Annotated in this window: 21 protein-coding genes; 8 read left to right on the forward strand and 13 right to left on the reverse strand. The window is 71.7% G+C overall.

What is annotated here, in order from left to right:
* Nucleotides 1-22 precede the first annotated feature (22 nt).
* The 4 genes from ACH4SI_RS03465 to ACH4SI_RS03480 all read right to left on the reverse strand — a co-directional run bounded on the left by ACH4SI_RS03465 (nucleotide 23) and on the right by ACH4SI_RS03480 (nucleotide 2,919).
* On the reverse strand, nucleotides 23-688 hold the full coding sequence (locus ACH4SI_RS03465; RefSeq protein WP_398292011.1) for an HAD family hydrolase: 666 nt from the start codon (nucleotides 686-688) through the stop codon (nucleotides 23-25).
* Nucleotides 689-767: 79 nt separating this feature from the next.
* The gene (locus ACH4SI_RS03470; protein ID WP_398292013.1) at nucleotides 768-1,013 is read right to left on the reverse strand and encodes a hypothetical protein; all 246 of its coding nucleotides are present in this window, start codon (nucleotides 1,011-1,013) and stop codon (nucleotides 768-770) included.
* A 75-nt stretch (nucleotides 1,014-1,088) separates the two neighbouring features.
* Nucleotides 1,089-2,147, reverse strand: coding sequence for a cation diffusion facilitator family transporter (locus ACH4SI_RS03475; protein WP_398292015.1), 1,059 nt, complete (start codon nucleotides 2,145-2,147; stop codon nucleotides 1,089-1,091).
* A gap of 151 nt (nucleotides 2,148-2,298) precedes the next feature.
* A complete protein-coding gene (locus ACH4SI_RS03480) occupies nucleotides 2,299-2,919 on the reverse strand; it encodes a hypothetical protein (RefSeq protein ID WP_398292017.1) in 621 nt (206 codons plus the stop codon).
* Nucleotides 2,920-3,154: 235 nt separating this feature from the next.
* Between ACH4SI_RS03480 and ACH4SI_RS03485 the strand changes: the two genes are divergently transcribed.
* On the forward strand, nucleotides 3,155-5,047 hold the full coding sequence (locus ACH4SI_RS03485) for an amino acid transporter (protein WP_398292359.1): 1,893 nt from the start codon (nucleotides 3,155-3,157) through the stop codon (nucleotides 5,045-5,047).
* Nucleotides 5,048-5,063: 16 nt separating this feature from the next.
* Here the strand turns inward: ACH4SI_RS03485 and ACH4SI_RS03490 are convergent, their stop codons facing one another.
* Nucleotides 5,064-5,606, reverse strand: coding sequence for a GNAT family N-acetyltransferase (locus tag ACH4SI_RS03490; protein WP_398292019.1), 543 nt, complete (start codon nucleotides 5,604-5,606; stop codon nucleotides 5,064-5,066).
* Nucleotides 5,603-6,937 (reverse strand): radical SAM protein, encoded by a 1,335-nt coding sequence (locus ACH4SI_RS03495; RefSeq protein ID WP_398292022.1) that lies wholly within the window; start codon nucleotides 6,935-6,937, stop codon nucleotides 5,603-5,605. Before ACH4SI_RS03495 ends, ACH4SI_RS03490 begins: the two co-directional genes overlap by 4 nt.
* Nucleotides 6,938-7,081: 144 nt before the next feature.
* Between ACH4SI_RS03495 and ACH4SI_RS03500 the strand changes: the two genes are divergently transcribed.
* Genes ACH4SI_RS03500 through ACH4SI_RS03515 form a run of 4 tightly spaced genes read left to right on the forward strand, consistent with a single transcriptional unit; the run spans nucleotide 7,082 to nucleotide 11,841 of the window.
* Complete coding sequence (locus ACH4SI_RS03500) at nucleotides 7,082-8,152, forward strand: NAD(+)/NADH kinase (protein WP_398292024.1); 1,071 nt, start codon at nucleotides 7,082-7,084, stop codon at nucleotides 8,150-8,152.
* Nucleotides 8,139-8,753, forward strand: a complete 615-nt coding sequence (locus tag ACH4SI_RS03505) for a 2Fe-2S iron-sulfur cluster-binding protein (protein WP_398292026.1) — start codon at nucleotides 8,139-8,141, stop codon at nucleotides 8,751-8,753. The genes ACH4SI_RS03500 and ACH4SI_RS03505 overlap by 14 nt, the downstream gene beginning before the upstream one ends.
* Entirely contained in the window at nucleotides 8,750-9,745 is a 996-nt protein-coding gene (locus ACH4SI_RS03510; protein WP_398292028.1) for an FAD binding domain-containing protein, read from the forward strand. Before ACH4SI_RS03505 ends, ACH4SI_RS03510 begins: the two co-directional genes overlap by 4 nt.
* A complete protein-coding gene (locus ACH4SI_RS03515) occupies nucleotides 9,742-11,841 on the forward strand; it encodes a xanthine dehydrogenase family protein molybdopterin-binding subunit (RefSeq protein ID WP_398292030.1) in 2,100 nt (699 codons plus the stop codon). The genes ACH4SI_RS03510 and ACH4SI_RS03515 overlap by 4 nt, the downstream gene beginning before the upstream one ends.
* 123 nt (nucleotides 11,842-11,964) lie before the next feature.
* Here ACH4SI_RS03515 and ACH4SI_RS03520 read toward each other — a convergent pair whose 3' ends face one another.
* Nucleotides 11,965-13,116: a S1 family peptidase gene (locus tag ACH4SI_RS03520; RefSeq protein WP_398292032.1), complete on the reverse strand. Its 1,152-nt coding sequence runs from the start codon at nucleotides 13,114-13,116 to the stop codon at nucleotides 11,965-11,967.
* A gap of 233 nt (nucleotides 13,117-13,349) precedes the next feature.
* Here ACH4SI_RS03520 and ACH4SI_RS03525 point away from each other — a divergent pair, with 233 nt between their 5' ends.
* Both ACH4SI_RS03525 and ACH4SI_RS03530 read left to right on the forward strand, forming a co-directional pair.
* Nucleotides 13,350-13,598, forward strand: a complete 249-nt coding sequence (locus tag ACH4SI_RS03525) for a hypothetical protein (RefSeq protein WP_398292034.1) — start codon at nucleotides 13,350-13,352, stop codon at nucleotides 13,596-13,598.
* Nucleotides 13,599-13,615: 17 nt separating this feature from the next.
* Nucleotides 13,616-13,984, forward strand: a complete 369-nt coding sequence (locus tag ACH4SI_RS03530; RefSeq protein WP_398292036.1) for a hypothetical protein — start codon at nucleotides 13,616-13,618, stop codon at nucleotides 13,982-13,984.
* On the opposite strand, the gene ACH4SI_RS03535 is transcribed toward ACH4SI_RS03530, so the two are convergent.
* The 4 genes from ACH4SI_RS03535 to ACH4SI_RS03550 all read right to left on the reverse strand — a co-directional run bounded on the left by ACH4SI_RS03535 (nucleotide 13,981) and on the right by ACH4SI_RS03550 (nucleotide 17,485).
* A complete protein-coding gene (locus ACH4SI_RS03535) occupies nucleotides 13,981-15,048 on the reverse strand; it encodes an acyltransferase family protein (RefSeq protein WP_398292038.1) in 1,068 nt (355 codons plus the stop codon). The two genes, ACH4SI_RS03530 and ACH4SI_RS03535, sit on opposite strands and share 4 nt — an antisense overlap.
* 181 nt (nucleotides 15,049-15,229) lie before the next feature.
* Nucleotides 15,230-15,940, reverse strand: a complete 711-nt coding sequence (dhaL, locus tag ACH4SI_RS03540) for a dihydroxyacetone kinase subunit DhaL (protein WP_398292040.1) — start codon at nucleotides 15,938-15,940, stop codon at nucleotides 15,230-15,232.
* A 44-nt stretch (nucleotides 15,941-15,984) separates the two neighbouring features.
* Nucleotides 15,985-16,983, reverse strand: coding sequence for a dihydroxyacetone kinase subunit DhaK (locus ACH4SI_RS03545; RefSeq protein ID WP_398292042.1), 999 nt, complete (start codon nucleotides 16,981-16,983; stop codon nucleotides 15,985-15,987).
* A gap of 178 nt (nucleotides 16,984-17,161) precedes the next feature.
* Nucleotides 17,162-17,485 (reverse strand): plasmid stabilization protein, encoded by a 324-nt coding sequence (locus ACH4SI_RS03550; RefSeq protein WP_398292044.1) that lies wholly within the window; start codon nucleotides 17,483-17,485, stop codon nucleotides 17,162-17,164.
* Nucleotides 17,486-17,709: 224 nt separating this feature from the next.
* On the opposite strand from ACH4SI_RS03550, the gene ACH4SI_RS03555 reads away from it, so the two are divergent.
* Nucleotides 17,710-19,725: a spermidine synthase gene (locus ACH4SI_RS03555; protein ID WP_398292046.1), complete on the forward strand. Its 2,016-nt coding sequence runs from the start codon at nucleotides 17,710-17,712 to the stop codon at nucleotides 19,723-19,725.
* A 93-nt stretch (nucleotides 19,726-19,818) separates the two neighbouring features.
* Here the strand turns inward: ACH4SI_RS03555 and ACH4SI_RS03560 are convergent, their stop codons facing one another.
* A complete protein-coding gene (locus ACH4SI_RS03560) occupies nucleotides 19,819-20,877 on the reverse strand; it encodes a hypothetical protein (protein WP_398292048.1) in 1,059 nt (352 codons plus the stop codon).
* A gap of 88 nt (nucleotides 20,878-20,965) precedes the next feature.
* Complete coding sequence (locus ACH4SI_RS03565) at nucleotides 20,966-21,931, reverse strand: D-2-hydroxyacid dehydrogenase (RefSeq protein WP_398292050.1); 966 nt, start codon at nucleotides 21,929-21,931, stop codon at nucleotides 20,966-20,968.
* Nucleotides 21,932-22,280: the final 349 nt, after the last annotated feature.

The raw sequence follows: 22,280 nt of genomic DNA on the forward strand, positions 1-22,280 counted from the left end.
CAGTGCCCCAGTGGTGCGGCGATCAGGCCAGCAGGCTTTCGTCGAGACGGGCCAGCAGATCCGCCGGACTCTCCCGGATCTCGTCGGCTCCGGCGTCCGCCAGCGCCTCACGGGGGACGCCACCGGACAGCAGCGCCACACAGGGCACCCCGGCCGCTCGGCAGGCCTCCACGTCCCAGACGCTGTCACCGACGAAGACCGCGTCCCCGCGTGGCACGCCGGCGCGCTCCAGGGCCCGTTCGACCAGGTCCGGCGCGGGCTTGCCCTCTTCGACGTCGTCCGAGCTGAGCGCGTCGCCGGTCAGGTCGTCGGCGCCGATCGCCGCCCGCATGGCCGCCAGTTCGTCCTGGCCGGCGGAGCTGGCCAGGACCACGTGACGCCCGCGGCCCGCCACCGCGCGCAGCAGTGCCCCGGCGTCCTCGAAAGCGGGCAGCCGGGTGAAGTAGGTGGCGTACAGCGTCTTGTGCGCGGAACTGATGGTCCCGTCCCGCGACCGGTCCCGGTCCTCGCCCAGCAGATGGTCGAGGAGCCGGTCGGAGCTCCTGCCGATGGCGAGGTGGATCTGCCGCATCGGCACCGTGTGGCCCGCCTGCCGGAACGCCTCCCACCAGGCCACGGTGTGAAGGTAGTTGGTGTCCACGAGCGTGCCGTCCACGTCGAACAGCGCGGCCCTGCGTACGGCGGTCATCGTCTCCTCCCGGGGGTGGAAGAGAAGGTGGCCCCCACCCGTGGCGGGGGCCACCTCCTGTGGCGGGGGGTTTCCGGCCTCAGATCTCGTAGTGGTGCCGGTGATGGTGCGGGTCGGGATCCTCGACCACCGGGGGCGTCGCGGCGGTCGGCGGGATCATCCGCCGGCGCTTGTAGACACTGACGTACGCGGCCATGCCGATGAAGCCGACCGCCATGAGGATCAGGCCCACCAAATGCACATTGAATCCATTGGCGTCCCAGTCCGTCGCGAAGGTGAGGATGCCTCCGATCGCGACCATGAGGATGCAACCGCCCAAGCCCATGAGTATTGCCTCCGAACATGAGTTAGCTTTCCGGGTCGGTCCGCACCCGAGTACCCCTCAAGGGCACCTCCAATCTCACGAGCTGCGGCCCTCGGCACCGGCGTCGGTGTCGCCCTTCGCGGCCACCGCCTCATCGAGGGTCCGGAGGTCCCGGCGGGCCCGGGCGCGGTCCTGGGCGGACGCGTCCGTGACGTCCAGGAAGATCTGGTCGGCGTGCGGCCAGACCTCCGTCATCTTGGCCTTGACCCGCATCAGGACCTCCTCGACCTCTTCGCTGTCGAGCCCGGCGACGAGGTCGATCCGGGCCGCGATCAGCGTCGATTCGGTGCCCAGACGCATCGTCAGCAGCGTGGTCACCGTGTCGATCTCCGGCTGCTCGTCGAGGAAACGCCGTATCTCCCGCCGCTGTGCCGGATCGATCGCCTCGCCGATCAGCCGGCCCCGCGACTCCTTGGCGAGCCGGTAGGCCACGTAGACGAGCAGCGCCCCGATCAGGAACGACGCCACCGCCTCGTACACCCCGTCGCCGGTGAGCATGTGGAGCCACATGCCGAGCAGGGCGAACACCACGCCCAGGCAGGCGGTGGAGTCCTCGGCCAGTACGGTGCGCAGCGTGGGGTCCTGCCCCGCGCGGACCTCGGCGAGCATGCCGTGACCGGCCTTCCGGGCGTTGCCGCGGACCTGGATCAGGGCGCGGACCAGCGAGGAGCCCTCCGCGACGAGGGCCACCACCAGCACGGCGAGGCCGACCAGATAGCCGGTGTGGTCCTCCGAACCGCTCGACTGCAGCGCCTCGGCACCCTGGAAGAACGAGAAGCAGCCACCCATGACGAAGATGCCGACGGCGGCGAGCAGGGCCCAGAAGTAGCGCTCCTTGCCGTAGCCGAAGGGGTGCTGGGCGTCCGGGGCGCGTTTACTGCGTTTGAGGGAGGCGAGCAGGAACACCTCGTTGAGGCTGTCCGCGACCGAGTGGGCGGCCTCGGAGAGCAGTGCGGGGGAGCCCGTGAAGACCCCGCCGACCGCCTTGGCGAGGGCGATGACGAGGTTGGCGGCGAGCGCGACGAGCACGGTGACCGCGGTTCTGGTGTCCTCGCCGGGCCGGGGGCCGGGGGTGCGTGCCGCGGATTCGCTCATCGTGGGCCTCCGTACGTCGACTCGTCGGTGCCCCACTCTGGTGTCCCGATGCGGCGGCCTTAACCGTGACACCCGCCCGGAACGCGGCACGCCCCGGGGAGAGCCACTCCCTCGGGGCGTGCCGGGTCGTCCGTTCGGCGGTCGGCGCGAATCAGCCGGTGGGGGCGCCACCGGGGCCGGCCGGGACCTTGGGCATCGGGGTGAACACGTCCAGCCCCATCACGGCCGCGATCAGCAGGCCGATGACGCCGAGCGCCACCGCGCCCCAGGCCACGGCCGTGACCCAGTTGGCGCCCGAGGCCGATGCCGCGCTGCGCTGCCGCAGCAGCACCACGGCGGCGATCACCACGGCAGCGAGCCCGAACAGCCCGTTGAAGAAGGCCGTGGTGTGCCACGGCGTGCCGTAGACCGCCTCGATCTGGTTGGCGGCGCCGCCGGACTGGGCCTTGATCTGCCCGGTCAGCTGCCCACGCTCCTGCAGCATGGTGCCCAGCCAGGTGCCGGTGAGCGACGCGAGGCCCAGACCCGCGGAGACCACCGCGGCGGCGCCGGAGAACACCCCGGAAGAGGCCGCCGGGGCGGTGGCCGGAGCGTTCGCGGGCCGGTCGAGAGCGTCCGCGGCGGGGTTCGTGGCGGACTCCTCGGCGGGAGCCTCGGTGGGCGATTCCTGGGAGTCGGAAACAGCGTTTCGGACACCCTCCGCCGTTGCTTCTTCGGCTTCTGCGGGCTGCGCTGTGCGGTCGGTCGGTTGGTCCGTCTTGGTGGTGTCCATGGGGCGGACCGTAGGTGCCGAAAATGAGAGTCCGCTGAGAATGAGCCCCGGCATCCGGCCGGGTGCCGCCGACCGGTGCGAGCGGGCCGCTGCGCATACGCTGGCCAGGCAGTCTCACGATGGCCGAAACTCTTCGCCACACCGACAGGAGCACATCGTGACCGGCCCTCCCCGCCACCTCTCCGCCCGGCAGGGCGGACCGCGGCACCGGCTGCGCGCATGGCTGCTGGAGGGCATGACCGACATCGCCAAGCGGCAGCCCGGGCCGCACGCCGAACCGGAGAGCGCGGACCGGGGCCGACCGTGGTGGCGGGTCATGTGCCTGACCGGCCTCGACTACTTCTCGACCCTCGGCTACCAGCCCGGCATCGCCGCCCTCGCCGCCGGGCTGCTGTCCCCGCTGGCCACGGTCGTGCTGGTGGTGGTGACCCTCGTGGGCGCGCTGCCCGTCTACCGGCGGGTGGCCGCCGAGAGCCCGCACGGCCAGGGCTCGGTCGCGATGCTGGAGCGGCTGCTGACCTTCTGGAAGGGCAAGCTCTTCGTCCTCACCCTGCTCGGCTTCGCCGCCACCGACTTCCTGATCACCATCACCCTCTCGGCCGCCGACGCCACCGCCCACCTGGTGGAGAACCCACACGTCGCCGACGTGCTGCGCGGCCACGAGGTGGCCGTCACCCTCGTCCTCGTCGGACTCCTCGGCGCGGTCTTCCTCAAGGGCTTCACCGAGGCCATCGGACTGGCCGTCGTCCTGGTCGGCGCCTATCTGCTGCTCAGCGCCGTCGTGGTGGCCGTGGGGCTGTGGCACGTCTTCACCGCACCGCATGTGATCACCGACTGGACCACCGCGCTCATCGCCCAGCGCGGCAACCCGCTGGTCATGGTCGCCGTATCCCTGGTGATCTTTCCCAAGCTGGCGCTCGGACTGTCCGGATTCGAGACCGGCGTCGCCGTCATGCCGCACATCGAGGGCAAACCCGGCGACACCGAGGAGCGCCCCACCGGCCGAATCCACGGCGCCCGGAAGCTGCTCACCACCGCCGCGGTGATCATGAGTGTCTTCCTCATCACCTCCAGCCTGATCACCACCCTGCTGATCCCGCAGCACGCGTTCCAGCCGGGCGGTGCGGCCAACGGGCGCGCCCTGGCCTACCTCGCCCACCAGTACCTGGGATCCGCCTTCGGCAGCGTCTACGACGCCGTCACCATCGCCATCCTCTGGTTCGCGGGCGCCTCCGCCATGGCCGGGCTGCTCAACCTGATGCCCCGCTACCTCCCGCGCTACGGCATGGCGCCCCACTGGGCGCGCGCGGTGCGTCCGATGGTGCTCGTGTTCACCCTCATCGCGTTCCTGGTGACGTGGCTGTTCAAGGCCAACGTGGACGCCCAGGGCGGGGCGTACGCCACGGGTGTCCTCGTCCTCATCACCTCCGCCACCATCGCCGTCACCATCGCCGCACGGCGCGCCCGGCAGCGCGGCTGGACCCTCGGCTTCGGGGCCATCGCGGTCGTCTTCCTCTACACCACGGCCGCCAACGTCGTCGAACGGCCCGACGGCGTCAAGATCGGCGCCTGCTTCATCGGCGGCATCATGGCCGTGTCCCTGCTGTCCCGGGCCGCCCGCGCCTTCGAGCTGCGGGTCAGTACGGTCACCTTCGACGACATGGCCCGGCGCTTCATCCGCGACACCGCCCACCGCAAGATCCGCTTCATCGCGAACAAACCCCAGAGCTGTGACCTGGCCGAATACCGCGACAAGGAGCAGGAGGTCCGGGCCGACAACGACATCCCCCCCGAGGACGACATCATCTTCGTCGAGGTCACCGTCGCCGACCCGTCCGAGTTCGAAAGCGACCTGCGGGTGTGCGGAAAGGTGATGCACGACCGCTACCGGGTGCTCACCATGGAGAGCGCCACCGTCGCCAACGCGCTCGCCGCCATGCTGCTGGCGGTGCGCGACGAGGCCGGTCAGCGGCCGCACATCCACTTCGAGTGGACCGAGGGCAACCCCCTCGCCCACTTCCTCCGCTTCTTCCTCTTCGGTCAGGGCGAGGTGGCCCCCGTCACCCGCGAGGTCCTCCGCGAGGCGGAACCCGACCGCACCCGCCGCCCCCACATCCACGTCGGCTGAGCACCGCGCGGATTCCTCACGGCTCGTGAGACGGCCCACCGCCCGCCACGACCGCCCGCCACCGGACCTCGCCGTCCTGCCAGTGGCCGGTGGGCGCGAGCCCGGCGGCTCGGGCGACGGCCGCCGAGGCCCGGTGACGGGGGTGGATGTGCGCGATGACCTGGCTTACGGAACGGGCCGCGAGCCACCCCACCAGGGCCCGGGCCGCCTCCGTGGCGTAACCCCGGCCCTGCCACGGCGTGCCCACCACCCAGGCGACCTCGGCGGTGCGGTCGGCCGCGGGGCCGCCGAGCGTGGCCTGGACCGTACCCACCAGGCACCGCTCGGCAGACGCGTGGAGCACCCAGTTGCACCAGACCACCTCCGGGTCCGGCGATCCCGCGTGCAGGCGCTCGTAGCGGGCGCGCAGGGCCGCGGGCGCCAAGGGGGCGCCGCCGGTGAAGGTGTGCAGGGCCGGGTCGGACAGCACCTCGGCCATCTCCGGCGCGTGTTCGGGCAGCAGCGGCCGCAGCTCCAGCCGCGCGGCGGGGATGACCGCCGCGCGGACGCGGTGGCTCACTCCGCCGCCGCGGCCACGGGCTCGTCGGCCGACAGGCTGTCCATGAACGAGCTGACCGAGAACACCGCCCGCCCGGGCCCGGCCGGGCCGTACCCCGGGGGTGAGGTCAGCCCGTACTCCTCCAGCGTCGCCCGATAGGTCTGGAGCAGCCGGATGTGGTATTCCAGCGGCGCGCCCTGCGGATTGGCCTTGCCGAGCGGTGTGGTCGGTTCCGGACACCACGTGGTGAACCGGGGGACGACGCCGTTCGACATGAAGAACCGCAGTCCCTCGGCGGTCGAGTCGATGGCCTCGTCCACGCTGGTGAAACCGAACGGCTCGGCCATCTCCACGCCCGCCACGAAGTTGGGGATCACATTGCGCGCGCCGAACACCTCGGTCGAGTCCAGGATCCGCCGGTGCCACTCGTCCCGGCCGACGTAGCGCTCCTTGCCCGGGCAGTACAGCTCGAACAGCCGCCGGTCCCACACCTCGAAGTTGGGGTGGTAGATGCTGATGCCGTAGTCGTGGAAGCGCTGGACGTCGTCGCGCGGCAGCGCCTGCGCCACCACCTTGCCGATCCAGCGGCCCGGGAAGCGCTCCTCGATGGCCTTCGCGTAGTGGCCGTAGAAGTCGGCCTCGTCACGGCCGCCGACGTGCGAGGTGATCGAGCCGCCGGTGAGGGTGTACGCCTTCGAGGCGCCGGCGGTGTCGTGCCGGTCGATGATCTCCAGCGCCTCCAGCACCTCCTCGACCGGCTTGACCCCGGTGTACGGGCGGCCCGCCGCCTTGTGCTGGCGCCAGTTGTGGTTGATGTCGCAGTACCCGCACTCCTCCTTGGCGCCGAAGTACTGGCACACCCGGAACACCGTCAGATACACCAGGTAGCCCCACTGGATGGTCGGGGCGACCTCCATCACCGACTTGCCGTTCGACAGCGTGTGCCGGTAGTAGTCCGGCATCGGCGGCAGCCCGACATCCGCGATCCGCGCCCCGTCCAGATACAGCGCCAGCGCCCCGTCCTCCCCGGCCCGCACCACGTACGGCGAGTCCGGGTTGACGCGCACCGACACCACGGTGCGCCGCAGCCCGTACGGCCCGCCGGTGAGCACGATCTCCTCCGGTGGCCGGTTGAGCGCGGCCGCGCCCAGCTCGGGAAGGGTGCGGTGGTCGAAGGAGAAGATGAAGTACGACTTCGGCTTGACGTCCCCGTCGTCGCCGCCGCTGAGCGCGGAGTCGTCGAAGGCCATGCCGCCGCGCAGCAGGTCCTCCTTGATCACCGCCTCCGGCGGCACCTGCGGGAAGCGCCCCATCAGCTCCTCGACCAGCGCGGTACGGTTCGGACTCGTCATCGCTTGCGTCCTCCCTGAATCGATGAGACTCGCCGGCTCCCCCGCAGGTCCGTCGTCCCGCCAGCCTAGATCAGCCGCGATCAGCCCCGTGATCCGCCCGTGGCCGGGCGCGGTGCGCCGGGGCGCTCTACCGTGGGGAGGAGGATGCCTGTCAACCGGCTCGGTCTGGTCGTCCACCAGGCCCGCCCCGCCGCCGTCGCGGCGGCCCGTGCCGCGCACTCCTGGGCCGCCGCGCGGGACATCTCCTGCACCGAGATCGACGTATGGCGCGGGGAGCATCCGCGGCGCAGCGCGCAGGAGGAGTGCGCGGCGGCCGGGTATCCCGACCTGATCGTCACCTTCGGCGGTGACGGCACGTTCCTGCGCGGGGCCCGGATCGCCGCCAGGGACGGTGCCGCCGCGCTGGGGGTGAACGTGGGCCGGGTCGGCTTCCTCACCGAGATCAGCCCCGACGACGTACGTCGTGCCCTGGACGCCGTGCAGGCGGGCCGTGCCACGGTCGAGGAGCGCATGATGCTCACGCTGCGGGCGTCGCGGCCGCTGGACATGCCCGCCGGGATGGACGCGCTGCTGCGGTACGGACGCGGGCCGGTGCTGCCCGCGCCGAAGATCCGGCCCGGCAGCCCCGAGGAGGTCGGCTGGGGCGTCGCCCTGGACGTCACCGCCCTCAACGACGTCGTGTTCGAGAAGCTGGCCCGCGACCGCCAGGCCGGACTGGCGGTCTATGTGGCCGGGCAGTTGCTCGCCTCGTACTCGGCCGACGCCATCATCGTGGCCACCCCCACCGGCTCCACCGCCTACAGCTTCGCCGCGGGCGGCCCGGTCGTCTCCCCGCACATGGACGCCGTCGTCTTCACCCCCGTCGCCCCGCACATCGCCTTCGACCGCACCGTGGTGGCCGCGGTGGACGAGGCCGTCGCGATCCGGGTGCTGCCGCACTCCGGGCGGGTGGCCGTCTCCATCGACGGGCAGCTGCGGGGGGTGCTGGAGCCGGGCGACTGGGTGGCGGCGTACCGGGCCCCGGCCCGGCTGCGGCTGGTCCGGCTGCGGCCCACCGAGTTCTACCACCGGCTGCGCGACCGCTTCCGGCTCGCCGACTCGCCCGCCGCCGATGAGGCCCCGCCGTTCTACCGGCCCCGCAGCCCGGTCCCCGACGACCTCGCCCATCTGCGGCTGCCCCCGCCCGCGCCCCCCGGTGAAGATGCGGGGCCCTGAACCCGGTGCCATGGTGAGGGTTGTGACAGCTCAGAGGTTTCACACCGATCTCACGCTGCGTGTCAACGGCGCCGACCGGCCCCTCACCCTCGACAACCGGGTGACCCTCCTGGACGCCCTGCGCGAACACCTCGCGCTGACCGGCACCAAGAAGGGCTGCGACCACGGCCAGTGCGGCACCTGCACCGTCCTGATCGACGGCGAACGGGTGAACAGCTGCCTGGTGTTCGCCGTGACCGCGGCCGGCCATGACATCACCACCATCGAGGGCGTCGCGGACCTCGACCCCACGGACGATCTGCACCCGCTCCAGCGGGCGTTCCTGGAACACGACGGCTTCCAGTGCGGCTACTGCACCCCGGGCCAGATCTGCTCGGCCATCGGCGCGCTCGGCGAGGCGGCCCGCGGCTGGCCCAGCCACGCCACCGAGGACATGGCCGCAGGCGTCCGCGCGCCCGACGCCCTGGACGACGACGAGATCCGGGAGCGGATGAGCGGCAACCTGTGCCGCTGCGGGGCCTACCGGGGCATCGTGGACGCCATCCGCGAGGCCGCCGGGGCGGACGGCCGGCGCGCGCCGGTCCGGGGCGGTGTGCGATGAAACCCTTCGCGTACGAACGCGCCACCCGCCCCGAGGCCGCCGCCTCCCTCGTCGCGGACTCCACCGAGGCGGTGTACCTGGCCGGGGGAACCAACCTGGTCGACCTGATGAAGCTCGGCGTCACCGAGCCCGCCATGGTCGTCGACATCACCGGACTGCCATACGACCGCATCGAGCACCGCGCCGACGGCGGGGTGCTCATCGGGGCCCTGGTGCCGGGCAGCGAACTCTCCGGCGACCGTGGCATCCGGACACGCTTCCCCGCCCTCGCGCAGGCGCTGCTCGCGGGGGCCTCCGGACAGCTGCGGACCCGCGCGACCACCGGCGGCAACCTGCTGCAGCGCACCCGCTGCGTGTACTTCCAGGACGTCACCAAGCCCTGCAACAAGCGAGCCCCGGGCACGGGGTGTTCGGCCATCCACGGCAGCCACCGCGACCTCGCCGTGATCGGCACCTCCGACGCCTGCGTGGCCACCAACCCCTCCGACATGGCGGTGGCCCTGGCCGCGCTCGACGCCGTCGTCCATCTGCGGCGCGTCGACGGCAGCCCCCGCACCGTGCCGCTCGCCGACTTCTACCTGCTGCCCGGCGACACCCCGCACCGGGAGACGGTGCTCCAGCCCGGCGACCTCATCACCGGCGTCGAGCTGCCACCGCCCCCGCCCGGCGCCATGATCTACCGCAAGGTGCGCGACCGCTGGTCGTACGCGTTCGCCGTGGTGTCCCTGGCCGCCGTGGCCGTCACCGACGGCGGGGGAGCGCTGAAGGAGATCCGGCTCGCGCTCGGCGGGGTGGCGCCCAAGCCGTGGCGCGCGCGGAAGGCCGAGCAGCTGCTGACCGGGCAGCGGCCGACCGAGGACGCGCTGCGGACCGCGGCCCTGGCCGAATTGGCCTCGGCCCGCCCGCTGCCGGACAACGCCTTCAAGGTCGGCCTCGCCGTGGACCTCATCACGGCAACGGTGCGCGAACTCGTGGCAGGGGAGGGGCGATGACCACACTCGAACGGAGCGTGGGCGCGGCGGTGACCCGTGTCGAAGGGCGCGACAAGGTCACCGGCACCGCGCTCTACGCGTACGAATACCCGGTACCGGACGCCCTGTACGGCGTGGCCGTGCAGTCCACCATCGCCCGCGGCCGGGTGCGCTCCGTCGACGCGGGCGCCGCACTGGCCCTCCCCGGGGTCGTGGCCGTCCTGGACAGCGGCAGTGTGCCGCGGCTGCGCCCGGCCGACGACCCGGAGCTGTTGGTCCTGCAGTCCGCCGAGGTCGCCTACCGCGGGCAGATCGTGGCGGCCGTGGTCGCGGACACCTACGAGACGGCGCGGCAGGCCGCGGCCGCGGTGCGCGTCGTCTACCAGGAGGAGCCGTACGACGTAGAGCTGCGCGACGGCGATCCGCACATCTTCGTCCCCGAGACGGTCAACGCCGGCTACCCGGGCCGGATGGAGACCGGCGACGTGGACACCGCCCTGGCCACGGCGCCGGTCACCATCGACGCCACGTACACCACACCGCCCGAGCACACCTGCTCGATGGAGCCGCACGCCGCCCTCGCGGTCTGGGAGGGCGACACGCTGACCCTCTACAACGGCGACCAGGGGCCCTGGATGTCGGCAGCCGCCCTCGCCGCCCTGTTCGGGCTCCCCGAGGACGCCGTACGGATCGTGGCGGACCATGTGGGCGGCGGCTTCGGCTCCAAGGCCCTGCCCCGCCCGCCCACGGTGCTCGCCGCGCTGGCCGCGCGCGCCGTCGGCCGCCCGGTGAAGGTGGCGGCGACCCGGCAGCAGATGTTCACCATGGTCTCGTACCGGACCCCCACCGTGCAGCGGATCCGGCTGGGGGCCGAGCGCGACGGCCGGCTCACCGCGATCTCGCACAACGCCCTCCAGCAGAGCTCCCGGCTCAGCCCGTACTGCGAGCAGACCGTCGTCCCCACCCGGATGATGTACGCGGCGCCCCACCGCCGCACCATCCACCGCCTGGCGCAGCTCGATGTGCCCACGCCGTCGTGGATGCGGGCGCCGGGCGAGGCCCCGGGGATGTTCGCGCTGGAGAGCGCGATGGACGAGCTGGCGTACGCGCTCGACATGGACCCCATCGAGCTGAGGATCGTCAACGAACCGTCCGTGGACCCCGAGTCGGGGAACCCCTTCAGCAGCCGCAATCTGGTCGCCTGCCTGCGCGAGGGAGCGGCCCGGTTCGGCTGGGCGGGGCGCGACCCCCGCCCCGGCCGCCGCCGCGAGGGGCGCTGGCTGGTGGGCACCGGCGTGGCGTCGGCCACTTTTCCCGCCATCACCTGGCCGGCCTCCGCGACCGCCCGCGCGGAGCCCGACGGGCGCTTCACCGTGACGATCGCCGCCGTCGACATCGGCACCGGGGCCCGTACCGCGCTGACCCAGGTGGCCGCGGACGAACTGGGCGTGGCGCTGGACCGGGTCACCCTGGAGATCGGCCGCAGCGTCTACGGCTCGGCCCCCTTCGCGGGCGGCTCCATGGGCACCAGCTCATGGGGGTGGGCGGTGAGCAAGGTGTGCCGGGTGCTGGCCAAGCGGCTCGACGAGGCGGCGGGCCAGGTACCGCCCGGCGGGCTGGAGGCCCACGCGGACACCACCGAGGACGTCCGGGCCCGGAAGGACCTCGCGCGCCACGCCTTCGGCGCCCAGTTCGCCGAGGTGCGGGTGGACGCGGACACCGGGCAGGTGCGGGTCGACCGGCTGCTGGGGATGTTTGCCGCCGGGCGCATCATCAACGCCCGTACGGCCCGTTCGCAGCTGCGCGGCGGCATGTGCATGGGGCTGTCGACGGCGCTGTACGAAAACCTCGAACTCGACCCGAACTTCGGCGACTTCGCCAACCATGACCTCGCCACCTACCACGTGGCCGCGCACGCCGATGTACGCGATGTCGAGGCGCACTGGATCGAGGAGGAGGACGACCAGCTCAGCCCGATCGGCGCCAAGGGGATCGGGGAAGTGGGCATCGTCGGGACGGCCGCGGCCATCGCCAACGCCGTCCATCACGCGACGGGGGTGCGGGTGCGGGACCTGCCGATCACCCTGGAGCGGGTGCGCCCGGCCCTGCCGCGCTGACCTGCCATAATCTGGAGCGACCTGACACACTGTGACGGGGCTGCAAACGCCCCCGCCCGGGTGTCCCGCGGTAACGGCGCGGGACACCCGGGCGTTGAGGGGCAGCTGCCCGACGGCATGGTTTTACTGGGCCGCACCGCCACCGGCGGCATCACCGATCTTGGCGCCGACCGCCTCCAGCGCGGTGGTCACCGGCTGGAAGAACGTCTCACCGCCCGCGGTGCAGTCGCCACTGCCGCCGGAGGTCAGACCGATGGCCTTGCCGTCGTCGGTGAAGAGGGAGCCGCCGCTGTCGCCGGGCTCGGCGCAGACGTCGGTCTGGATGAGCCCGCTGACCGAGCCCTCCGCGTAGTTGACGGTCGCGTTCAGGCCGGTGACCGAACCGCCGTTCAGCCCGGTGGTGCTGCCCATGCGCTGCACCTCCTGGCCCACCGACGCCTCGGCCGCCTCGGTGATGTTCACCGTCTTGCCGCCGCCGGTGTTGACGGTGCTCGGGGCCTTGGTGGCGGTGTCGTCGTACGTGGCGAGCGCGAAGTCACCGGTGCCCGGGAAGGTGGCGTCCTTGACCGTGGCGACCGGGGCGCCGTCCTGGGTCTCCGACCACTCCTTGGCCGCGACACCGCAGTGGCCGGCGGTCAGGAAGCCGGGGTCGCCACTGTCGGTGGTGACGTTGAAGCCGAGGGAGCAGCGCGAACCGCCGCCGAAGATGGCGTCACCGCCCTCGGCGAAGGTCTTGAACGTGCCCGCGGACCGCTTGACGTCGGCCATGCCCGCACCCAGGGACTTCACGGTGGACGTGAGGGTGTCCCACTTCGCACCCTTGACGGTGCTGTCCGCCGTGACCTGGAGCTTGTTGGTCTTGGGGTTGATGGCCCAGGCGGTGCCCGCCATCGTGGCCTTCTTCTTGAGCGTCGACTCGGCCGCCTTCAGCGACTTCATGCTGTTCTTGGCGCTCTTCGCGACGGCCCCGGCGCTCTTGACCGCGGCGACATCGACGTTGTTGTTGTCGCCGATGACATTGACGATGACCTGCTGCTGGTCCTTGTCGTACCAGGCACCGCCGAACGCCTCGCCCAGACTCGACGCGAGCTGCGCGATCGCGTCCGAGGCGGACGAGGAGTTGAACGCCTTGGGCTTGGCGTCGAGGGCCTCGGACTTCTTGTCCTGCGAGGCATTGGCGTTGGGCAGAACAATGGCGGCACCCACGACGGCGGCGGCCGCGGCGGCCCCAATGATGATCTTTGTCTTGGGGGCGCGCTTGTGACTCCGGCTCAACTTCTGACCTCCTGTGGGGCGCACGGGGTCGTACGCAGGGGACGGGTTCGCTACGGCAGTTGATACGGATGGGCCGCTGGTTGTGTTCAGACCAATCCCGCGACCTCAGCGGTGATGGGCCTCACAGCTGGAACGCGGAGCGGCAATGTCTGCATTGGTGTCCGTGTGCGGGGTACCGGGCGTCCTGTGGCCCTTTCCACCCACGGGATCCGCCTACGAGAGAGGAGCGCATCGTGAGTGACGACCGGCAACCGGAAGCCCCCGGAGAGAACGGCCCGGCCATCCCCAGGGATCTGCCCGATCAGCAGGCGCAGGGTGGCGAGGACCCTCTGGACATCACCGGCGAAACACCCCACACGGCTCCGCCCCACCACCCGGAAGACGTCCCCGACCTGGACGAACCCGGTACCCGTCGCCGTGGAAAGCCGCACAGCGGAGGTGTGCACCCAGAAGCGCCGGTCCCCGACGAGCCGTCCGGATGAAGAGGAAGGTGTTCACGATGGCCAGTCCGGAAGAAGTCGCCACGCAGGTCGTGGTGACCCTCAGCGGACACTCCAAGCAGGACGCCGACGCCGTGTTCGGCGTCCTCGGCGCCTGCTACCCCGCCGACCCGGCATCCGCCGCCTCGCCGCGCGAGGAAGCCGAGGGGCACCCCACGGTGTGGAGCGCGACCTTCGACGTGGCCGGTCCACGGCAGGAGCCCGCCCCCGCTCCTCTGGCGGCGCCCCTCACCGCCGACCTGCAGGGCGGCCCCCGCGAGGTGGAACAGCTGCGTGACGTCCTGGCCCGCGCCTTCGTCGTACGGGACGAGGGCCGGATGGCCGGTGACCAGGAGCGCGAACTGCACCTGCGGCTGGAGAGCCGCTAATTCCCGGTGCGCCGGAACGCCCACGCCATGCGCGGCTCCACCACCCCGCGCAAGGCCCGCCGCACCGGCGCCGTGCACAGTACCGTGATCATGGCGACGGCCGCGGCGGTCACCGCCAGCTCACCGAGCGGGGTGTGCAGCCACGGATGGTCGTACCACCCGCCGAAGCGGGCCGACTTGATGATGAAGCCGTGCAGCAGATAGCCGTACATCGTCCCCGCACCGAGCGCCGTGAACCAGGTGCGCCGCCCCGGCACCCAGGCCAGGAAGCAGGCCGTCAGCACCACCGCCCCCACGAACAGGAGGGGCGTGGAGACCAGCCCGGCCCACTCCGGTACGCCGCCGCCCAGGGCCGCGACGCTCTTGCGGTGGTAGAACCACTCCGAGTTGAACCACGGCGCCACCATGTATGCCGTGATCAGCGCCACGATCCCGACCGGCAACGCTATCCACCGCGCCCGCCAGGTGCGCAGCCGGGCGAAATGCTCCTGGCGGAGGGTGAGCCCGAGCACGAAGAACGGCAGGAACGCCAGGGTGCGCTGCAGGGAGAGATCGCCGCCGGTCTCGGGGGAGAGCGTGCCCAGCGCGGCCACGGCCAGCGCGACCGGCACCGGATGGCGCAGCGCCAGCCACAGCGGGGTGGTGATCCGCCAGATGAACAGCGCGACCAGGAACCACATCACGTACCACGGGTCGAGCAGACTGAACGGCTCGTCCGGGTTGTCCTGGGCCCAGCGGGAGAAGAGGGTGTACGCGACCTCGAACACGACGTAGGGCACGACCACCCCGGTGACCAGCCGCTGCAACCGCCTGGGCGCCATGTCGAAGGTGCGGGAGAAGTAGCCCGATATCAGCGCGAAAGCGGGCATGTGGAACGCGTACACCAGGAGGTAGATGGCCGTGGAGGCCCGGCTGCCGTACGTGAGTGGCTCCCATGCGTGGCCGCAGGCCACCAGCACGATGGTGAGGTACTTCGCGTTGTCGAAGTATGCGTCGCGGGCCTTTCCCTGGGCCGCGCCCTCACCCCGTGGTGGTCGTTCCGCTGTGGACTGCGGCGTTGTCACACGGGTGGGGGTGTCCTGGTGCACTGCTTCTCCCGGTCACCTTTGGTCGAGGCCAGCGAGGTTTCCCTGTTCGCCTGCCCGACGTGACCCCGCTCATGACCGTTCACGCTAGTGGCGAATGACACCCCACATTCGCGGAACTGTCCGCATTCGATGAAGTTCGATGAAGATCTCTAAAAGCTCAGTATTCGGCACCCCGGTGCTCCGGAAGTCTGCTAACGGTGGTCAGCTCGCCATCGGCGGAGGCGAACAGCAGCGCCACGGCCAGGGCACCCGGGTCGGGGACGCCGACCGCGTGCTCCCCGGTGTAGCTGGCCCGTCCGCGCCGGGCGCGCAGATAGGCGGTGGCCCGCGCGCCACGGTGGGCGGCCACCGCCGCGAGCCGCAGCGAGCGGGCCGGGTCGGCGGTCGGCGGGCAGTCGGCGAGTGCCTTCGCGGCGGGGAGAAGGGCGTCGACCATGGTCTTGTCGCCGACCTCGGCCTCGCCCACCCGCTGGATCGCGGCGGTCCCGGCGGCGATCCCGGCGGCCAGTTCGCCGGTGCCGGGCGGGGTGGGGGCGGCCGCGGCGACCGCGTCGGCCAGCTCCTGGAAGAGCAGCCCGAACAGCGGGCCGCTGGTGCCGCCGACGTCGTCGAGGAAGACCCCCGCGGCGGCGGCGAGTGGCGCCTCCGCGGTGTCCTCGCCGACCGTCGGCGTGGCGGACAGACTGTCCAGGGCGCGGCGCACCCCGTCCATGCCGGTGGCGAGATTGGCGCCGAAGTCACCGTCGCCCGCCTGCTGGTCGAGGGCGGTCAGCTCGGGTTCCACGGCCCGTACGGTGGCGGCGAAGCGCATCAGCCAGGCGGTGACGGTGGCGCGGGTGAGGGAGCGCGGGGCGGGGTTCACGGTCATGGGCGCGGGGCTCCTTGGGGCTTTGAGGGGCCGGCGGTCGGGGGTCACAGGGGCCAGGCCGCGGTGCGGGCGGGAGCGTCCCACAGCCGCAGTACCTCGTCGTCGGTGGCCAGCAGGGACAGCGAGAAGCCACGCATGTCGAGGGCGCTGACGAAGGTGCCGGTCAGGGACCGGTCGAGGGCGGTGCCCCGGGCGTCGAGGGCCTTGGCGAGGATGTGGTGGATCCCGTACAGCTCCAGGGACGTGACCGACCCCAGGCCGTTGACCAGCGCGAGTACCCGGAGCCGCGGGCCATGGGGGAGGGCGGCCAGCAGCCGGTCCGCCATGGTCTCGACCAACTTGCTGAGCGGCGCGTGCGGCACGGTCTTGTCGGCGCGCTCACCGTGGATGCCGACGCCGAACTCCAGCACGTCCTCGGGCAGGTCGAAGGCCGGGGCCCCGGAGGCGGGGGTGGTGTGCGCGGCGGACGCGACGGCGAGGCTGCGGGAACGGCGGGTCAGATCGACGCCGAGCGCCACCAGCTCGTCCAGTCCGCGTCCCTCGTCGGCGGCGGCGCCGAGGATCTTCTCCACGATCAGGGTGGCGCCGGTGCCGCGCCGGCCGACGGCGATCTCGTCGGAGTCGGTGGCGAGGTCGTCGTCGATCAGTACCCGCTCGCAGCGGATGCCCTCGTGGTGGAGGCGTTCGGCGGCGATGCCGAAGTTGATGCGGTCGCCGGTGTAGTTCTTGACCAGGTGCAGTACGCCGTCGTCCCCGGCGACGGCGCGACTGGCCTCGAAGATCTGCCGGTTGTGCGGCGAGGCGAAGATCCGGCCGGGGCAGGCGGCGTCCAGCATCCCGGCGCCGACGAATCCGGCGTGCAGCGGTTCATGGCCGGAGCCGCCACCGGAGACCAGCCCGACCCGGCGGCCGGGCGAGGTGCCACGGGCGCGGAAGTACCCGTGGCCGGGGTGGTGCTCGACGAGGGCGGCGTGGGCGGTGGCGAAACCGGCGTGCCCGTCGGGGACCAGTGATTCGGACGAGTCGGCGAAGTACAGCGGCATGGTCGTGGCTCCCTGGAGGAGTGGGGCGGACAGGGGCACTGGCTTCGATGGTCCGCCGCGATCCGCGGGCCGGGCGCGTCGACCGACTCCAACGGCGTACACGCATGGGCCGGTCGTGTGAGGGGGTAGGGCACTGACCCCCGCGGGACGCGGGGGTCAGTGTTCCCGTGGTCCTGGCCTACTTCCCCAGGGCCTTCTTCAGCTGGGACTTGTTCATATGGGAGCGCCCCTCGATCTTGCGGCGCTTGGCCTCGGCGTAGAGCTGGTCCCGCGTGGGGCCCTGCGCCCCGGTGTGCGACCGCTTGCCACCGCGCCGCGAGGGCGACATGTCCTCGGTGGAGACGCGGCTCGCGGTGCGGGCCTCCCCGGAGCGGGCGCGCTCCTTGTTCACCGTCCGCGCGGCAATCTCCTCGGCCCGGCGCCCGCTCGCGCCGCGCTGCTCCGCGCTCTCCTTGATGTGTTCGTACTGTCTCTCCCGCTTCGGGCTCGATCCCCTGGGCATGATGTGCACCTTCTCTCCGGAGACAAGCACAACAGGGACAAGCACCACCATTTTCGCTCCCGACACCGGGCCCGCAACAGCGCTGCCGCTGCCCTCCCCGAGCGATTGGGCCCATCAGGTGAGATGTGCTCCGGGGGCGGTCGGACCGCCCTGCTGGTGCTCGACCTGTCCCGCCTCGGATGACAGCGTGGGCCGACATGGAGCACAGCCCTGGACCGCAAAACGTGCGCGCGAGGCTGCTGCTGGCCAGCGCCACCATGCTCTTCGTCGAGCTGGCGCTGATCCGGTGGACCGGCGCCAATATCGTCCATCTGAGCTATTTCTCGAACTTCATCCTCCTGGGCTCGTTCCTCGGAATCGGCCTCGGATTCCTCCTTCCCGCAGGTCGCGGGCAGTGGCTCGCCCGCTGGGCGCCCGTCCCGCTGGCCATCCTCGTCGTCCTGGTCCGGGAGTTTCCCGTCCAGGTGCGGCAGACCAGCGGCGAGGTCATCTATTTCACCGCCGTGAAGACCACCGGCCTGCCGCAGTGGGTCACCCTGCCCGTGCTCTTCGGGCTGACCGCGCTCATCATGGCGGCGATCGGCAAGATCACTGCCGACCAGTTCCGGCGGCTGCCGTCGCTGGAGGCGTACCGCTTCGACCTGCTCGGCTCCCTCACCGGCTCGGTGTCCTTCGCGCTGCTGTCCTGGCTGCGCGCCCCGTCGGTGGTGTGGGGTGTGCTCGCGGCGCTGGCGATGCTGGTGCTGGGCGGGCGGCGCAACACCATCCGGTACACGATTCCGCTGGCCATGATGGTGGCGGTGCTGGCCCTGGAGTCGGCGGCGAACGGCATCTCCTGGTCGCCGTACTACAAGATCGAGGTCAAGAAGTCCGCTTCGGCCGCCCGCGACTGGAACATCGCCGCCAACGGTGTTCCCCATCAGTCCATCGCCCCGCTGAAGGCGCTGACGAAGCCCGGTTCACCGTACGAGCGGCCCTACCGGGAGACCCCGCGCAACTCCCACCGCCGGGTGCTGGTCATCGGCGCGGGCAACGGCAACGACGTCGCCCTCGCCCTCGCCCACAAGGCCCGGCGCGTGGACGCCGTGGAGATCGACCCGAGGCTTCAGGAGATCGGCGCCTCCCTCCACCCGGCCCGGCCGTACGACAACCCCCGGGTGCACGTCCACATCAACGACGGGCGGGCCTTCCTGGAGCAGACCGACGCCCGCTACGACCTGATCGTCCTCGCGCTGCCGGACTCCCTGACCCTGGTGTCCGGGGCCAGCAACCTGCGCCTGGAGAGCTATCTCTTCACCCGGCAGGCGTTCGAGGCGGCCCATCGCCATCTGGCCCCCGGCGGAGCGTTCGCCATGTACAACTACTACCGGCAGAACTGGCTCATCGACCGCTTCGCCGGCACCCTCACCTCCGTCTTCGGACACGCCCCCTGCATCACCCACTACGGCAACAAGAAGGCCGCGGTCCTCGTCGCGGGCACCACCCCGGCCGCCCAGTCCTGCGGTGCCACGTGGAAGGCGTCAGGACCGGTGCCGAAGGCCGCGAGCGACGACCACCCGTTCCCGTATCTGCTGCACCGCACCATTCCCACCCTCTACCTCGGTGTGCTGGGCGCGATCCTGCTGGTGACCCTGGCGTCGGTGCGGCTGACGGGCGTACGGCTGCGGCGGACCTTCGTTTACGCCGACATGTTCCTGCTCGGTGCCGCCTTCATGCTGCTCGAAACCAAGAACGTGATCGGCTTCGCGCTGTACTTCGGCACCACCTGGCTGGTCAACGCCATGGTCTTCGCCGGTGTGCTGCTGGCCGTCCTGTGTGCGGTCGAGGTACGGCGGCGGATCCGCAGGCTCAACCAGGTGGTGCTGCAGCTCCTGCTGTTCGCCTCGCTGGCCGTCTCCTGGCTGATCCCCGCCCATCTGGTGCTCGGACTGCCCTTCGCGGGGCGCCTCGCCGCCGCGATCGCGCTGGCCTTCGCGCCCATCTTCTGCGCCAACCTCATCTTCTCCGACCGGCTGGCCGTGGCCTCCGACCCCACGGCGGCCTTCGGCGCCAACCTGCTCGGCTCGCTGGTCGGCGGCACCCTCGAATATCTCGCGCTGGTCACCGGCTACCAGGCCCTGCTGCTCGTAGTGGCGGTGCTGTACGCGGGCGCCTGCATCCTGATGCGCTTCACCCGGCCCGGTGCGGACGATCGCGCCGACCACCAGCCGGTCACCGTCGCCACCGCGCCACGGACCTGATACCGCCGCTGTCAGGTGTCATGAGGCCGCCCCCGGTCCCGTCGGATTCACGGACCGGGGGCGGCCTCATGCCTGCCACTGTCGCTTTGCGTGTCACTCGAACATGACGTACTCCGGCCGCGGCCGCAGGGCCAGCACCTCCTTCGGGGTCATCATCCGGCTGACCTCGGCGTCCTCCTCGTAGAAGAGCTTGAACCCGGTGCGCAACCCCTCCGGTTGGTCCTTGACCAGCTGCCGCCAGGTGTCCCGCTTCATGCCCGGCGAGCCGATGCCGTCCGCGCTCTTGATCATGACGACGCCGGGCTGCTGGCGCAGCGCGGACTGGTCGCGGACCACCGACACCGCCACCTGGTGGAAGACGAGCGGCTTCTCCGGCAGATCGTGTTCCGCCACGATCCCGGACAGGTAGCGCGCCACGTCGGTCAGCTCCTGCCCGCTGGTGTGGCCGTAGGTGTCGCCCGGCACCTCTCCCGGGCCCATGTCCCATTCGGGGTCCAGCGCTACGCCCACATCGGGCTCGACGAGCCACTTGCGCAGCGCCTTGACCTCGTCCAGCGCCGCTGCCCGGCCGGGCTGGATGTTGAGCAGCAGCATCGCGTCATGGCTTCGGGCCGCCTTGTGGAAGCGGCGGATGGTGTCGTCCGGGACCCGGGTGCGATAGGTGCCGTCCGACCCCGCGGAGCTGTTGGTCACGGTCGCGAGCAGTTCGAGGACCGGCAGCGGCTCCCGGTCCGCGGCGTAGTCGCGCGCGGTCTTCTCGATCTCCTTGACCCGCTGGTTCAGATCACCGGTACCGAGCCGGCCGAGTGCGGCGGCGCCGGGCAGCCCGCAGTACCCCACCAGGCGGTACCGGGACAGATCCCGGCCGCCGCGGGGGAGTTCGGGCCGCCGCTTGGTCGGAGTCGGCTTCGGCGACGGCGAGGCCCTGTTGTCCGACCCCGCGGCGGAGGTCTCGCGGCCCTTGGAGGGCGTGGGGCTCCTGGCGGGTTTGGCCCAGTCGGTGTTCTGCTCGCCGCATCCGGTGAGCAGACCGAGACCGGCCGCCGCCGTCACCGAGAGCAGCCCCCGTCGGGTCCGCGGGGTGTCCTGCACTCTGGTGTTCTCCCGGATCCGCTCGGCGCCGTTGCCCTGACCTGGTGTGGTGTCCGCCACGTTCCCTCCGTCCGCGGGCGAATGGTTTTTCCCCGTCCCTTGCGGCTTTCCGTACGGGGCTACGGTGAAACGGAGCGGTGGCCATCACTTACCTGACGTAACCCAGCTCCTTGTCGACCACGTTGCGCAGCGGACGGCCCTCGGCCCTGCGGAGCAGGTTGTCCAGGAACAGCTCGGCCAGGTCGTTGCGCCAGTGGACCACCTCCCCCGCGGTGTGCGGGGAGACGATGACCCCCGGCAGCTCCCACAACGGGGAGGCGGCGGGCAGCGGCTCCTCGGCGAACACGTCCAGCGCGGCACCGGCCAGCCTGCCGCCGGACAGGGCGTCGACGAGCGCCGGCTCGTCCACCAGCTGACCGCGCCCCACGTTCACCAGCCGGGCGCCGGGCTTCATGGCGGCCAGCACCGAGGCGTCCACCATGCCGCGGGTGGCCGGGGTGAGCGGGGCGGCCAGCACCACGTAGTCGGCCTCGCCCAGCCCGGTGCGCAGGGACGCCGGGCCGTGCACGGTGCCGAAGTCGGGGTCGTCGGCGCGCGGGGTGCGGCTCGCGCCGCTCACCCGCATGCCGACCGCGCGCAGCAGCCGGGCGACCGCCCGGCCGATGGACCCGGTGCCCCAGACCAGCACGGTGCGGCCGCCGACGCGCTCGCTGTCGCGCGGCCGCCACTGACGGCCGCGCTGGTGGTCCCACATGCCGGGGAAGTCCTTGGCGAGCGACAGGATCAGCCCGAGGACGTACTCGGCGATGGGCTGGTCGTACACGCCGCGCGAGTTGGTGAGCACCACATCCGGGTTGCCGGTCAGCGCCGGAAACAGATACGGATCCACTCCCGCGGCGGCCACATGCACCCAGCGGGGCGCCTTCGCCGGGTCGTCGGGCCACGAGGCGGCGACGGCCGGGCTCAGCGGCCACCACGCGAGGAGGGCGTCCGCACCGGGGAGGAGCGCGGGCAGTTCCTCCTCCGTCGCGTACACGGTCCGCGCCAGGGACTCGATCCGCTCCCGGTTGTACGGCAGGTGGCCGTTGTACAGGATGACGAGCCGGTCACCCACGGCCGCCCCCCGGCGGGTCGCTCATGCCGCCCGGGGGCTCACACCGGAGTGTCATGACGGTTCTCCCCAGGTCAGGATGGATGCGGAAACGGATTCCCACACCCTGACCGCCCCCTCGCGGCGGGGCAACGGGCACAGTGTCCGCTCCGGCGGGCCGTTGTGGACGCTGTGTCCGCAGCCCGGCCCCGGCCCGGGACCAAAGTTGCGCACAGCCCGTCGAGGGCCGGGCATACACAGTGTCCACCAGCCGCCCGGCGATGGAACAAGATGGCCGTTGACGGTGCCGGACCGCTGAACCATGGTGATGGCCATCCGTCCCCCGTCACCTGCCCTTCCCCTGCAGCACACC

The organism is Streptomyces sp. NPDC021212, from assembly GCF_044332925.1.
In the GTDB taxonomy this organism is placed as follows: domain Bacteria; phylum Actinomycetota; class Actinomycetes; order Streptomycetales; family Streptomycetaceae; genus Streptomyces.